At 65.0% G+C, this 12,861-nt stretch carries 13 protein-coding genes, 2 tRNA genes and 1 riboswitch; of the genes, 9 read left to right on the forward strand and 6 right to left on the reverse strand.

The annotated features are described in order from the left end of the window. Positions 1 to 18 precede the first annotated feature (18 nt). A complete protein-coding gene (gene fmt / locus PAF18_RS10880; protein WP_271115746.1) occupies positions 19 to 912 on the forward strand; it encodes a methionyl-tRNA formyltransferase in 894 nt (297 codons plus the stop codon). Between the two features lie 52 nt (positions 913 to 964). Further along, positions 965 to 1,038 (forward strand) — tRNA-Gly (locus PAF18_RS10885). A gap of 30 nt (positions 1,039 to 1,068) precedes the next feature. On the opposite strand, the gene PAF18_RS10890 is transcribed toward PAF18_RS10885, so the two are convergent. From PAF18_RS10890 to PAF18_RS10915, 6 genes are read right to left on the reverse strand one after another with little or no spacing between them, the layout of a single operon-like run. Next, positions 1,069 to 1,857 (reverse strand): DUF1684 domain-containing protein, encoded by a 789-nt coding sequence (locus PAF18_RS10890; protein WP_271115747.1) that lies wholly within the window; start codon positions 1,855 to 1,857, stop codon positions 1,069 to 1,071. After that, on the reverse strand, positions 1,854 to 2,618 hold the full coding sequence (locus PAF18_RS10895; protein WP_271115748.1) for an ABC transporter ATP-binding protein: 765 nt from the start codon (positions 2,616 to 2,618) through the stop codon (positions 1,854 to 1,856). The genes PAF18_RS10890 and PAF18_RS10895 overlap by 4 nt, the downstream gene beginning before the upstream one ends. Next, positions 2,615 to 3,430: an ATP-binding cassette domain-containing protein gene (locus PAF18_RS10900; protein ID WP_271115749.1), complete on the reverse strand. Its 816-nt coding sequence runs from the start codon at positions 3,428 to 3,430 to the stop codon at positions 2,615 to 2,617. The genes PAF18_RS10895 and PAF18_RS10900 overlap by 4 nt, the downstream gene beginning before the upstream one ends. Further along, positions 3,427 to 4,245: an ABC transporter permease gene (locus PAF18_RS10905; RefSeq protein ID WP_271115750.1), complete on the reverse strand. Its 819-nt coding sequence runs from the start codon at positions 4,243 to 4,245 to the stop codon at positions 3,427 to 3,429. Before PAF18_RS10905 ends, PAF18_RS10900 begins: the two co-directional genes overlap by 4 nt. Further along, a complete protein-coding gene (locus PAF18_RS10910; protein WP_271115751.1) occupies positions 4,242 to 5,204 on the reverse strand; it encodes an ABC transporter permease in 963 nt (320 codons plus the stop codon). The genes PAF18_RS10905 and PAF18_RS10910 overlap by 4 nt, the downstream gene beginning before the upstream one ends. A 10-nt stretch (positions 5,205 to 5,214) precedes the next feature. Further along, positions 5,215 to 6,699, reverse strand: coding sequence for an ABC transporter substrate-binding protein (locus tag PAF18_RS10915; protein WP_271115752.1), 1,485 nt, complete (start codon positions 6,697 to 6,699; stop codon positions 5,215 to 5,217). Positions 6,700 to 6,861: 162 nt separating this feature from the next. Continuing rightward, a riboswitch (TPP riboswitch) is annotated at positions 6,862 to 6,974 on the forward strand. Here PAF18_RS10915 and PAF18_RS10920 point away from each other — a divergent pair. The 7 genes from PAF18_RS10920 to PAF18_RS10950 all read left to right on the forward strand — a co-directional run bounded on the left by PAF18_RS10920 (position 6,967) and on the right by PAF18_RS10950 (position 12,815). Further along, positions 6,967 to 7,578 carry a YkoF family thiamine/hydroxymethylpyrimidine-binding protein gene (locus PAF18_RS10920; protein ID WP_271115753.1) on the forward strand — a complete coding sequence of 204 codons (612 nt, stop codon included), beginning with the start codon at positions 6,967 to 6,969 and terminating at the stop codon, positions 7,576 to 7,578. Its footprint overlaps the riboswitch before it by 8 nt. Positions 7,579 to 7,581: 3 nt before the next feature. Continuing rightward, on the forward strand, positions 7,582 to 8,367 hold the full coding sequence (locus PAF18_RS10925) for an ABC transporter permease (protein ID WP_271115754.1): 786 nt from the start codon (positions 7,582 to 7,584) through the stop codon (positions 8,365 to 8,367). After that, entirely contained in the window at positions 8,364 to 9,113 is a 750-nt protein-coding gene (locus PAF18_RS10930) for an ABC transporter ATP-binding protein (protein WP_271115755.1), read from the forward strand. The genes PAF18_RS10925 and PAF18_RS10930 overlap by 4 nt, the downstream gene beginning before the upstream one ends. 3 nt (positions 9,114 to 9,116) lie before the next feature. Further along, positions 9,117 to 10,109 carry an ABC transporter substrate-binding protein gene (locus PAF18_RS10935; protein ID WP_271115756.1) on the forward strand — a complete coding sequence of 331 codons (993 nt, stop codon included), beginning with the start codon at positions 9,117 to 9,119 and terminating at the stop codon, positions 10,107 to 10,109. A gap of 106 nt (positions 10,110 to 10,215) precedes the next feature. Next, positions 10,216 to 10,301: transfer RNA gene (locus PAF18_RS10940), tRNA-Leu, on the forward strand. 25 nt (positions 10,302 to 10,326) lie between these two features. After that, complete coding sequence (locus tag PAF18_RS10945; protein ID WP_271115757.1) at positions 10,327 to 10,971, forward strand: 5'-methylthioadenosine/S-adenosylhomocysteine nucleosidase; 645 nt, start codon at positions 10,327 to 10,329, stop codon at positions 10,969 to 10,971. A 59-nt stretch (positions 10,972 to 11,030) separates the two neighbouring features. After that, positions 11,031 to 12,815, forward strand: a complete 1,785-nt coding sequence (locus PAF18_RS10950) for an ABC transporter transmembrane domain-containing protein (protein WP_271115758.1) — start codon at positions 11,031 to 11,033, stop codon at positions 12,813 to 12,815. Positions 12,816 to 12,861: the final 46 nt, after the last annotated feature.

A 12,861-nucleotide genomic window follows, 5' to 3' on the forward strand; every position in this document is an offset into this window, starting at 1 on the left:
AGGATGAAGGAGTGGGCGATGCGGGTGATTTTCATGGGCACACCGGATTTTTCGGTCCCCGCGCTCCGTGCGCTTGCTCACGCGCATGACGTTATTGCCGTATATACCCAGCCCCCGCGCGAGGCCGGGCGCGGTCAGAAACTACGACCGACCGCCGTGCACCGCGTGGCGGAAGAGCTGGGGCTGGAGGTGCGGCATCCGCGGTCGCTGAGGGACGCAGCCGCTCAGGCGGATCTTGCGGCGCTGAACGCGGATGTGGCGGTGGTGGTGGCCTATGGGCTGATCCTGCCGCAGCAGGTGCTTGATGCGCCAAGGCTGGGATGCCTGAACATTCACGCCTCGATCCTACCGCGATGGCGCGGCGCGGCACCGATCCACCGGGCGATCCTTGCCGGCGATACAGAGACCGGTGTGGCGATCATGCAGATGGCGGCTGGGCTGGATACCGGCCCGGTACTGGCCGAGGCGCGGACCGTCATCGGCGCGGAGGACACCACCGGCGATCTTCATGACCGGCTTTCTGAGATGGGGGCGAATCTGATCGCCGAGGTGCTGGACCAACTGCCGCTGCCCGCTACGCCCCAGCCCGACACCGGCGTGACCTATGCGAGCAAGATCGACAAATCCGAGGCGCGCATCGACTGGAGTCGCCCTGCTGCCGAGATCGACCGGCAAATTCGCGGGCTTTCTCCCTTTCCCGGTGCCTGGTGCGAGATCAGCGGCGAGCGGGTCAAGCTGCTCCGCTCGCGTCTCGCGGCTGGTCATGGCGAGCCGGGCGAGGTGCTGGGCGGCTTCCGTGTGGCCTGCGGCAGCGGCGCGATCGAGATACTCGAGGCGCAGCGCGCCGGGAAGCGGCCGATGACAGCGGATGAGATCCTGCGCGGCATGTACCTGCCGGGGCGGCTTGGCTAGGGGCGATCCCCGGCTTGCGACGCCTTCGCGCATCCTCTAAAGAGGTTACGTCGCGGGTGTAGCTCAATGGTAGAGCAGCAGCCTTCCAAGCTGAATACGTGGGTTCGATTCCCATCACCCGCTCCACTCAATTCGCGAAGCACGTAACCATGACGCTCAGTGGTTTGGCGGCTTCTTTTCGCCGGCCCGGATGTCGAAACTCAGCCTGTTCTGCGGTGGCGGCAGGGGGCACACCGCGAAATCGGTGAAGGCGCAGGGCGGGCTGAAGGCTTTGTTGAAGTCGAGCACCAGATTGTCGCCCTGCTCGTCTCCGATCAGGAAGCGCGCCGCGCCATAGGTTTCCCTGCCCGCCGTCCGGTCGCGGATGACGAACATCGGCTTGCCTGCTTTGCGATGTGTCGGCAGCAGCGTGACCTCTTCCCCGTCCATGCTGAACCGGGCCTCATGCGTCAGCCGCACGCTGGCGGCCGCGCCGGTGACGAGGTCGATCTCGAGCTCGCGGGTCGCGGGCAGTGCGTGCCAGGACGCGACGATGCGCCAGGCTGGATCGATAGGAAAGTAATCAAGCGCCGTCAGGGCCGACCGGGCGGGCGAGGCGATGTCGCGGACACGCAGCGCATGGGTTCCCTCGACCTCGGTGAGTTCCAGAAGCAGATCGCCCGTGCGAAGCCGGGGCGGGTTGTCCGGGACCGGCTGAAAGATCTGGGGGCCCGCGCCGCTGTCAAGCGTCGCCGCGCCGGACGGGTCGAGATCCAGGGTCCCCAGATGGTCGGGACCGGCAGAGATCACCACGTCACTCGACGCGGCGCGGCCGACGGTCATCCGACCGGGCGCGATCTCGACACGGTCGGTCAGGTTCAGCCAACCATCCTCGGCCGTCAGCGCGGCCAGCCGTTCGGCCCGCCATTTCAGAATCTCGGCTTCATAGGACGGATCGATGGTCATGCTGGCTCCTTTGCAGGATCGGGCAGGCGCGGCAGGCTGGACAGCAGCATCCGCGTATAGTCGTGCTGCGGGTCGTCGAGGATGCGCCGCGTTTCGCCCGCCTCGACGATATGTCCATTCTGCAAGACCACAAGCCGCGGACATAACGCGGCGACGATGGCCACGTCATGCGAGACGAGCACGAGGGTGATGTCCTTCGACAGCCGGTCGAGCAGGTCGATCACCCGCACCCGCGTCGAGAGGTCGAGCGCGCTGACCGGCTCATCAGCGAGCAGGACACGCGGTCGCGCGATCAGGGCGCGCGCGATGGCGATGCGCTGGCGCTGCCCGCCCGAAAATGCTCGGGGTCGGCGATCAACGCTGTCCTCGGGCAATCCGACCTCGGCCAGAACCCGCGCAATCTCCTGCCGGGCGTCGCCACCCAGCCCGAGCGCGGCATGTGGCTCCGCCAGGGCCTTGCCGATCCGCATCCTCGGATCGAGCGAGCTATAGGGATCCTGAAACACCGGCTGGGCAAAACGGCGATGTGCCTGCATCCGGCTGCGCGATCTGATGTCCAAAGGCGCAGCATTCGCTTCCAGAACGCCTTGGTCGGGTTCAGCCAGACCGAGCATCAGCCGCAGCAATGTCGACTTGCCCGACCCGCTTTCGCCGAGAATGCCCAGATTTTTACCTTCCTCGAGTCGCAGCGATATGTCGTGGAGCACGGTCTCTCCGCGACTATAGGCGTAGGAAACATTGCGCAGATCGAAGAGGCTCATCGCGCGCCCTCCCCCGGATGAAGCGCCGCCTCAAGCCGGCGTGCGGCGCGGACCAGGCCTTGCGTATAGGCGTGGCGCGGGGCCGTGAAAATCTGCGTCGCAGAGCCTTTTTCGACCGCGCGGCCTTTCTCCATGACGATCACCTGATCGGAAATGCGCGACACCACCGGGAGGTCGTGGCTGATGAACAGAAGCGCCAGCCCCTCGTCACGCACCAGATCGTCGAGCAGGGTAAGCACCTCGGCCTGCGTCGAGACGTCGAGCGCGGTGGTCGGCTCGTCCGCGATCAGCAACTTTGGAGCGCAGGCGAGCGCCATTGCAATAGCGACACGCTGACGCTGACCGCCAGAGACCTCGTGCGGCCATGCCGATAGAATGCGCGGGGGATCGTTGATCGAGACCCGATCAAGCCAGTGGATCTGGGCAGCCCGCAGATCGCCAGAAGACAGCCGCCGCCCCTCGCGCCTTGCCCGCCGCCTGATCGGTGCGGCAAGCTGATCGCCAAGCTTCATCAGCGGATCGAGAGCGGCGCGCGGGTCCTGAAAAATCACCGCGGCTGTCGCGCCACGCAACGGCACCAGCTCGCGGTCGCGACGCCCGATCACCTCTTGCCCGTCCAGCAGGACCGAGCCGCCCGCACTCAGACCCGGCGGCAGCAGCCCCATCGTCGCCATCGCCGTCAGCGATTTGCCAGAGCCGCTTTCGCCTACGAGACCCAACCGCTCGCCGGGCTCAAGGCCGAAACTCACACCGTGAACCAATTCACGGCTGCCAGCGGTGACGGTCAGGTCGCGCACGGTCAGCAGACTCATCGCGCCTCCTCCATCTCGACCTCGGCATCCAGCAATTCGCGCAGCCCATCGGCGAGGAAGTTGATGCCGAGCACAAGAGAGATCAGCGCAAGACCGGGTGCAATCACGCCCATCGGCGCTCGGAACACGGTGGACTGCGCCTGTTGCAGCAGTTGGCCCCAGGAAGCATTGGGCGGCGGAGTGCCAAGACCAAGGAAAGACAAGGACGCCTCGGCAATCACGGCAAGCCCGAATTGCAGCGCGACGGCGACCATCACCGTGGGCAGGATATTCGGCAGCACATGGCTGAACACGATACGCCCCCAGCCAAGGCCCGAGCAGCGCGCGGCGGTGATGTAATCCTGCGCCAGCACCCGCTTGGTCAGGATACGCACCAGCCGTGCGATGATGGCGGACATGGCCAGACCGATGGCGAGGATCGCGGTGCCGAGGCTCGCCCCCTCGCTGGCCGCGACGACAAGCATGGCAAGCAGCAGGGTCGGGAAGGCGATCAGGATGTCCAGCGTCGCGGCGAGACCGTCGTCGAGGCTGCGCCGTGCAAATGCCGAGATCACCCCCAGAACTGTTCCGATCACCCCGCCAAGCGCCGCCGCCCCGATCCCGACTGTCATCGCGATGCGCGCACCGATCATCACCTTTGTCAGGTAGTCCTGCCCCAGCCGGTCGGTGCCGGCGGGGTGGGCCCAGCTTGGCGGTTGCAACCTTCCGCCGGCCATCTCCGTCGGCGAATAGGGCAGCCAGAACAGGGTCAGCAGCGCGATCCCCGCATTCAGCCCGACCAGCACGATCCCGATCCACAGCGTGCTCCGCTTCACCGCGCGCCTCCACGATTGTCACGCAGCCGCGGGTCGATGAACCGCTGCACGATATCGGCTGCGAACCCGATCAGAAGCACCATCAGTGTCGTGATCAGAAGCACGCCCTGCACGCTCGGATAATCTCGTTGCTCAATCCCCAGAAGCAGCATCGAGCCCAGCCCGGGCAGCGAAAAGACCCTCTCGACCACCACAGCGCCAAGCAGCGTCGAGGCCAGTTCGATCCCCAGGATCGAGATCACCGGCACCGCGCCGTTACGGATGCCATGTCGGATCAGCGCCTGCGGGAAGGACTCGCCAAGCGCGCGGGCATTGCGCAGATAGTCGGCGCCGAGCACGTCCAGCGTTGCCGAGCGCACATAGCGCATCAGCGAGGCGCTCATCACGATGGCGATGGTGACGACCGGCAGGATCAGCGACTGGATGGCCTCGAGCGGGTCCGACCAGCCTCGGATCGGGAAACCAGACGCGGGCAGCAGGCGCCATTCGACGGCGACGAGCCAGACGAGCAGGATGCCGATCCAGAACACAGGCACGGCGAGCCCAAGCTGCGAGACGCCGGACAGCAGCGTCCCATACCAGCGATCCGCCCGCACTGCGGCGATGATGCCCAGCGGGACGGCGATGGCGATGGCCAGCAGAAAGGCGGCGACGGTCAGCGGCAGTGTCACCGCAAGCCGCTCGATGATTTCTGGGAGCACCGGCTGGTTCGACACGAAGGAATCGCCGAGATCGAACCGCGCCAGATCCGACATGAACTGGCCAAGCTGCACGAGAAGCGGCTGGTCGGAGCCAACCTGTCTTCGCGCCGCCGCGATCTGTTCCTCATCCGCGCCCACCGACAGCAACGCCGCCGCCGGGTCCCCTGGCAGCAGCCGCAGCAGTACGAACAGCACCAGCCCCGCCACAATCAGCGACAGGGCCAGCACGATTGTGCGGCGCAGAAGATAGCGGCCCATCGATAAGGTCTCAGTCGGACTTTTCGATATCGCGCAAGAAGAACTGCGCGTTCAGACCGTTGACCGGATAGCCGCTGACATCTCCGTTCGACACGACCAGCTGCGGGTAGAGGAAAAACCAGTTCGAAGCGGCTTCCTCGGCGATGATGCGGTTTGCCTCGCGCAGTTTCTCGTGCTGTTCCTCGACTGAGTCGGATTTTTCGGCCGAGGCGATCAGTTCCACGACCTCGGGGTTGTCATAGCCCCAATAGAAATCCGGGTTGCCGTAGAACACGATGTCGCGGTGGTTGACATGTTCCTGAAGCGTCGCCTCGAAATCCTTGGCCTGATAAACCTTGGTATACCACTCATTCGCGGTGATGATGTTGATGTTCACCGTGACGCCGATCTTCGCCAGCTCGGATTTGATGAACTCGGCCGTGATCGGATGCGGGTCGTAATTCGGCGTTTCCAGCGTAAAGCTGAAACCATCCGCATAGCCTGCCTCGGCCAGCATCTCCTGCGCGGCCTCGGGATCGTAGGGATCGACATCGGTCAGATCCTCATACCACGGGTCGGTCGGCGGCACGAAGCTGCCAAGCACCATGCCACGATCGTCCCAGATTGCCTGCAGAAGCTGTTCCTTGTTGATCGCACGCGCCAGCGCCTTGCGCACCAGGGGATCACTGAACGGCTCGACACGGTCGTTATAGGCCATGAGCTGCTTCGTGGTCGAATTCCCCTCGGAGATGGTGAATTCGTCGGTATCCTCGAACAGAGCCAGCGCATCCGGGCTCTGCACCGAGGTGATCAGATCCACCGCGTCGGTGAGCAGCGCGTTGTCCAGCGCGGCGGCCTCGGTGAAATAGTTGAACAGCGCTCCGCCATTTTTCGGCGCCTCGCCCCAGTAATCGTCGAAGCGCTCCAGCGAGAGCGCCGAGCCGCGCCGCCAGTCGGCAAGCGTATAGGGCCCGGTCCCGTCCTCGCTGGACGAGATATCCCCGGCGGCATCGTTCACGATCCAGACATAGGTGAGATTGTAAGGCAGCGAGATGGATTTCTCGGACAGATTGACCACCACGGTCCTGTCATCCGGCGTCTCGATGCTCTCGATCGGGGCCAGGCTGCTTTTGCGGGAGGACTGCGAATCCTCGGCGATCACCCGCTCGATCGAGTATTTCACATCCTCGGCAGTCAGCGGGTCACCGGAGTGGAATGTCACCCCATCCTCAAGCGTGAACCGATGCGTCAGCCCGTCATCCGAGATCGTGTGATCGGCAGCCAGCACCGGCTCGACATCGCCCTCGTCGGTCAGGCGGAACAGGCCCTCATAGACATTGTCGTTGAATGCCTCGTTGATGCCCTGCCCGGCACCGGCGGTGTTGTCGAGGTTCTGCGGCTCATAGAGCGAGCCGATGCGGATGATCGCATCCGGATCGGACTGGGCCAGGGCGGGCGTCGCGAAGGGTGCAATCGCCGCCCCGATGGCAAGGGCGATGTGCGGAGCGAATTTCATCGTCGGGACCTCTGTCTCGTTTTGGTTGGCACTCAAACTAGCCACGCGATCAGTCATTTGCGAGGGGCCGGGCGAAGAATCCGGTTTTCGCCGCGTTTGCGGGAATTTCTTCGCCCTTGGCCGATACTTCGTTGACAGCGGCCTCTCGCTGTGATCGGTTGCGCGCATCCACAGGGGTGCCGCGTCATGCCGCGGCTGAGATGGAGGTGCAATCCTCCGGACCCTTCAAGCTGATCTGGGTCATGCCAGCGGAGCAAGGAGGACATCATGTTCGCAGGCGCGCAAATTTCTCTCTACCCGATGACGGATGATTTCGTCGGGGTCATCACCTCGTCGCTCGCGGCGCTCGATCCGTGGCGCGACCGGCTGAGGATCGAAACCGACGATATCTCGACACTTATTGTCGGACCGCCCGAAATCCTGTTTCCTGCGCTGCGCGATCTGTATGTCGCGGCGGCATCAACACGTCACCACGTCGTGCTGCGCTGCACGCTGTCGCGGGGCTGCCCGGGTGAGCCGGATGACGCGATCTGCAGTACCAATGCGCTGGCCAATCCCGAAGAACCGCTGAAGGATCGCCAGAACGCCGCCATTGCCCAGGTTGCCGCTGCGTCCGAAACCGGAGAGACCGCCCGCGCGCAATTCTCGCTCTACGTGATGGGCGGCGGCGACCATATGGCCGAGATCTATGGCTGCATCGAGTTTCTGAAGAACAGCGGCTGTTTCGACCGGGCGAAGAATTTCTGCACCCGCGTCATCGGTGATGCCGGCCCGGTTTTCACGACACTGGAACAGGCTTTCTGCCGCTTCGGTCCGCCAGAGGGCCATGTCACGATGGATCTGACAGTTTCCGCAAACAGCCCCTCGATCACCGGCTGACAGATGCCCCCCTCGCCGCCGTCATCTCGCGGAACGCTGTCGCGCGCCCTGCCCGCCTGTCTCAGCGTTGCCGCCACGCTCGCCCTGTGGGAAAGCTATGTCCGGCTGACCGGCATTTCGTCACAGATGCTTCCCGCGCCGACGCAGGTCGCCTGGCAGATCTGGGCGAGCCGCGGGCTGCTTTGGGACAACACCGTGCCGACGATCCGGGCGACGCTTCTGGGGTTCGGCTTCTCGGTTTCGGTGGCCTTTCTTCTGTCGGTACTGTTGGATTTCCTACCGGCATTGCGGCGGGCGTTGTTTCCGGTCTTCGTCATCAGCCAGACCTTGCCGCTGGTCGCCATCGCGCCGCTGATGGTGCTGTGGTTCGGCTTCGACCTGACCCCGAAGATCCTTCTGGTCGCGCTCGTCACGTTCTTTCCGATGCTGATCGCTCTGGTCGATGGCTATGGCGCGACCGAGCCCGAGATCGAGGCGCTGCTGCGCTCGATGGGCGCCTCGCATGTCACCCGGTTCCGGCTGGCGCGTTTGCCCTCGGCGCTGCCCTATTTCTTTGCCGGGCTGCGGATTTCCATCACATATGCTGTCGTCGCAGCGATCTTCGCGGAATATGCCGGAGCGCGGGCGGGGCTCGGGATCGTGATCTTGAACGCCAAGAACAGCTTCCGCCCCGACCTGATGCTGGCCGCTGTCGCGGTCAGCTCGGCGCTGACGCTCAGCCTGTTCGGCGCAACGGCGTTGCTGCAGCGCGCTATGACCGGCTGGCGCCGCGCCGGAGCCGCCCGATGACCGCGTTAAGCATCAACCGGCTTGCTCTGACGCTCGGCGAGTCCGAGGTGCTTCGCGACATTTCTTTGCGCGTCAAAGCGGGCGAGTTCGTGTCGATCCTCGGTCCCTCGGGCTGCGGGAAATCGACCCTGTTCCGCCTGCTCATCGGCGAGTTGCGACCCGATCAGGGCAGCATCGTGCTGGAGGGCGACGCGCCGCGCGATCAGGGGGCAGCCTTTGCTTTCATGCCGCAACGCGATGCGCTGCTGCCGTGGCGGCGGATCATCGACAATATCACGCTCGGGCTCGAGGTGCAGGGCGTCACCCGCGCCGAGGCCCGTGACCTCGCCGCGCCACTGATCCCGGAATTCGGTCTTGCGGGGTTCGAGCAGTATTACCCCTCGCAGTTGTCCGGCGGCATGCGGCAGCGTGCCGCGTTGCTGCGCACCGTGCTTCAGGGGCGCCCGATCCAGCTTCTGGATGAACCGTTCGGCGCGCTCGATGCGCTGACCCGCGCCGAACTGCAACGCTGGCTGGAGCGCCGCTGGCGCGCGTCGGGCTGGACGAGCCTGCTGGTCACACATGACGTGCGCGAGGCCGTGGCGCTGTCGGATCGCATCTATGTGTTCTCCGCCCGGCCCGCCACTGTGCTTCGCGAAATCGCCGTCGATGCGCCACGCCCCCGCCTCGGTCGGCCATTGCCACGTGCCGCGCGCGACGTGGAGGCCGCGCTTCTCGACACGCTTCTTTCCCCAAACGGAGACTGACCCATGAAGACATCCATCACATCGCTTGCCGTCAGCCTTCTGGTGCTGGCCCTGCCCGCCGCTGCGCAAGACAAGCTGTCCGTCGCGCTCGACTGGACACCGAACACCAACCATGTCGGGCTCTATGTCGCGCAGGCTCAGGGCTGGTTCAAAGAGGCCGGGCTGGAGGTCGAGATTCTGCCCTATACGGACACCTCCTCCGGGACATTGGTGGCATCGGGCGTCGCCGAATTCGGCATTCTCAGCGCGGTCAGCTTTCACACGCAACGCGCCGCCGGGGCGGATCTGAAAGTCGTTCTCGCAGTGGTGCAGCACGAAACCGGAAGGCTGGTGTTCAATGGCGAGCGCGAGGATATCCAGCGGCCCTCCGACCTGGACGGGCTGACCTATGCCGGCTTCGGCACCGACTGGGAAAACGCGCTGATCTCGACCATCATCCGCAACGATGGCGGCAAGGGCGATTTCGAGACGGTGACGCTCGGCACCTCGGCCTATGAGGCGCTCGCCAATGGCACGGTGGATTTCACGTTGGAGGTCAGCACCTGGGAAGGGGTGAATTCGGAACTGCTCGACCGCCCGCAGCGCAGCTTTGCCTATGCGGATTATGGCGTGCCGGATCAGCAGACGACCTTCCTCGGCGGCAATGGCAGCTGGATGAAGGCCAACCCCGAACAGACCCGTGCCTTCGTCGAGGCCGCTCAGCGCGGCTATGCCTTCGCCGCCGACAACCCCGACGCGGCGGCCGATATGCTTATCGAAGGCACGGCGGGGATGCTGTCCAACCCCGAGCTGGTGCGCGCTTCGATGCAAGCTCTTGTCGACGGCGGTTACCTTCGGGACGACGGCGAGCCGGTCGGGCTGATCGATGGTCAGATGATGTCGGCGATCAACGGCTTCCTCTTCGAGGCAGGCGCGCTGCGCGACGCGAGCGGGCAACCGCTGAGCGCCGCACCGGACGTATCGGACTGGTTCAGCAACGAATATCTCGCGCAGTGAGCTTTCACGCGGCCCGGTCGGCCCGGGCCGCTTTGTCTTGTCACCGCTGTCATAGCTGCTAATTTCACGGGGTTCGGGAAGGTTTCGGCCTTTTTTCCAGACAGTTGCGGGCGTGGCGGAATGGTAGACGCATGAGACTTAAAATCTCTGGGCCGCAAGGCCGTGCGGGTTCGAGTCCCGCGGCCCGCACCATTTTCCGCCGGATATGAGCGTTGCCATGTTCGATCCCGCGCCCATCACCGATCTGGCCGGCACCCGCGTGCTGTTCGTCATGGCCGCCGAGGCAGAATATGGCGCCGCCCTTCGGCAGCGCTTCGTCCCGCTCATGACCGGCATCGGCCCGATCGAAGCGGCGCTCGCCATGGGTATGGTGCTGAGCCGATGCGCCTGCGAGGGGGAATTGCCCGACCTGATCGTCAGCCTTGGCTCGGCGGGATCGGCGCGGCTGGAGCAGGCCGGGATCTATCAGGCAAGCTCGGTGTCGTGGCGCGATATGGACGCCTCGGCGCTTGGCTTCGAGAAAGGCGTGACCCCGCTTCTGGGCCAGCCTGCGACGCTGTCACTCCCGCTGCGCATTCCGGGAATCCCCACGGCGACGCTCTCGACTGGGGCGGATGTCGTTTCGGGCGCGGCCTACGATGCGATCCCCGAAGACATGGTCGATATGGAAAGCTTCGCGGTACTGCGCGCCTGCCAGCGTTTCGGGTTGAAGCTGATCGCGCTGCGCGGGATCTCTGATGGCGTCGAGGAGCTGTCGCAGATCGACGACTGGACGCGCTACCTGCATGTCGTCGATGAAAAGCTGGCCGCGGCTGTCGACGCGATGCGCGACGCTTTGTCATCCGGCGCGCTGCGGCTTTGACGGTTGCCGCGCGGCGGCGCTGCGCCTAAACCGAGCGCGAAGCACGACAGAAGGCACGTATGGCCCGCGCACCAAAGGCACAGACTGACCGCCCCTCGAGCCGCAGGATCGGCGCGCTCTCGGCGCTCTGGCCGTTTCTGAGACCGTATCGCGGGATGGTGCTGTCGGCGGTGCTGGCGCTGATCCTTACGGCAACAATCAGCCTGATACTGCCGCTTGCCGTGCGGCGCGTTGTCGACGGGTTCGGTGATGGCTCGGGGCTGCTCGACGAATATTTTGGCGCCGCGCTGCTGATCGTCGCGGCCTTGGCCCTCGGCAGCGGATTGCGCTATTATCTCGTGACCCGGCTTGGCGAGCGCGTCGTCGCCGATATCCGGAAAGCCGTGTTCGACCGGGTCGTCGGCCTTTCCCCCGCCTTTTTCGAGCGCATCGTCACCGGCGAGATCCTCAGCCGGATCACCACCGACACCACAGTAATCCAGTCGGTCATCGGTTCGTCCGTATCGGTGGCGCTGCGCAATATGCTGCTGATGGCAGGGGGGCTTGCGATGCTGTTCCTGACCTCGGCCAAGCTGACCGGGCTGGTGCTGCTGCTAGTGCCGGTGATCCTTGTGCCGATCATCGGACTTGGGCGTCGGCTAAGGGGACTCGCGCGCGAGAATCAGGACTGGATCGCGGCCGGTTCTGGCGCAGCATCGCAATCGCTTCAGGCCGCCCAGACCGTTCAGGCCTTCACCCATGAACGCCTGACACGTTCGGACTTCGCCCGCGTGACCGAGGAAAGCTATCTCTCGGCACGGCGGCGCATCGCCACCCGCGCCGCATTGACGGTGATCGTGATTTTCCTGATCTGCACCGGAATCCTCGGCGTGCTGTGGATCGGCGCGCGCGATGTGCAGACTGGGGCGATGAGCGTGGGCGAGCTGGTCCAGTTCGTCATTTATGCCGTGCTAGTCGCGGGCGCGGTTGCGGCGCTGTCCGAAGTCTGGGGCGAGCTTCAGCGCGCGGCCGGCGCCACCGAGCGACTGGCAGAGCTGCTGGCGGCGGAGGACAGCATCAACGATCCGGCGCAGCCGGTGCCCCTGTCCCGCCCCATTCGCGGCGAGATCGCGTTGCGTGATGTCTCATTCGCCTACCCGTCGCGGCAGGACCTGCCGACGCTGCGCGATGTGACCCTGACAATTCGCCCCGGCGAGACGGTGGCTTTGGTTGGCCCCTCGGGGGCCGGCAAGACGACGGTGATCCAGCTGATACAGCGGTTCTGGGATCCGCTTGCCGGTTCCGTCACGCTGGACGGGATCGATCTGCGACAGATGCGCCGCGCCGATTTCCGTGCCGAGATCGCGCTCGTCCCGCAGGATCCGGTGATCTTCGCGACCTCGGCCCGGGCCAATATCCGCTTTGGCCGCCCCGACGCCTCCGATACCGAGATCGAAGCCGCCGCACGCGCCGCGAGCGCCCATGACTTCCTGAGCGCGCTACCCCATGGTTACGACACCGAGCTGGGCGAGCGTGGCGTGATGCTGTCGGGCGGGCAGAAGCAGCGCATTGCGATTGCCCGGGCCATTCTGCGTGACGCGCCGATTCTGTTGCTGGACGAGGCGACCTCGGCGCTCGACGCACAATCCGAACAGGCGGTGCAGCACGCGGTCGAGACGCTTGCCCAAGGCCGCACGACGATCATCATTGCGCATCGTCTGGCGACGGTGAAGAAAGCCGACCGGATCGTCGTCTTCGATGAGGGCCGGATCGTCGCTGAAGGTAGCCATGACGAGTTGGTCGCGCATGGCGGGCTATATGCGCGGCTGGCGCGATTGCAGTTCACGGATATGAGCGCCGCGTAACGCTGGCCACGCCGCGACTTGACCGCGCCCGACCTGACGATTTAGA

The sequence above is a fragment of the Paracoccus sediminicola genome (genome assembly GCF_027912835.1).
Lineage (GTDB): Bacteria > Pseudomonadota > Alphaproteobacteria > Rhodobacterales > Rhodobacteraceae > Paracoccus > Paracoccus sediminicola.

Bases quoted from the DNA above. Each gene is read 5' to 3' on its own strand.
- fmt (WP_271115746.1), top strand. From the start codon at position 19: ATGCGGGTGATTTTCATGGGCACACCGGATTTTTCGGTCCCCGCGCTC.
- PAF18_RS10890 (WP_271115747.1), bottom strand. From the start codon at position 1,857: ATGACCATCGATCCGTCCTATGAAGCCGAGATTCTGAAATGGCGGGCC.
- PAF18_RS10895 (WP_271115748.1), bottom strand. From the start codon at position 2,618: ATGAGCCTCTTCGATCTGCGCAATGTTTCCTACGCCTATAGTCGCGGA.
- PAF18_RS10900 (WP_271115749.1), bottom strand. From the start codon at position 3,430: ATGAGTCTGCTGACCGTGCGCGACCTGACCGTCACCGCTGGCAGCCGT.
- PAF18_RS10910 (WP_271115751.1), bottom strand. From the start codon at position 5,204: ATGGGCCGCTATCTTCTGCGCCGCACAATCGTGCTGGCCCTGTCGCTG.
- PAF18_RS10915 (WP_271115752.1), bottom strand. From the start codon at position 6,699: ATGAAATTCGCTCCGCACATCGCCCTTGCCATCGGGGCGGCGATTGCA.
- PAF18_RS10920 (WP_271115753.1), top strand. From the start codon at position 6,967: ATGTTCGCAGGCGCGCAAATTTCTCTCTACCCGATGACGGATGATTTC.
- PAF18_RS10925 (WP_271115754.1), top strand. From the start codon at position 7,582: ATGCCCCCCTCGCCGCCGTCATCTCGCGGAACGCTGTCGCGCGCCCTG.
- PAF18_RS10930 (WP_271115755.1), top strand. From the start codon at position 8,364: ATGACCGCGTTAAGCATCAACCGGCTTGCTCTGACGCTCGGCGAGTCC.
- PAF18_RS10935 (WP_271115756.1), top strand. From the start codon at position 9,117: ATGAAGACATCCATCACATCGCTTGCCGTCAGCCTTCTGGTGCTGGCC.
- PAF18_RS10945 (WP_271115757.1), top strand. From the start codon at position 10,327: ATGTTCGATCCCGCGCCCATCACCGATCTGGCCGGCACCCGCGTGCTG.
- PAF18_RS10950 (WP_271115758.1), top strand. From the start codon at position 11,031: ATGGCCCGCGCACCAAAGGCACAGACTGACCGCCCCTCGAGCCGCAGG.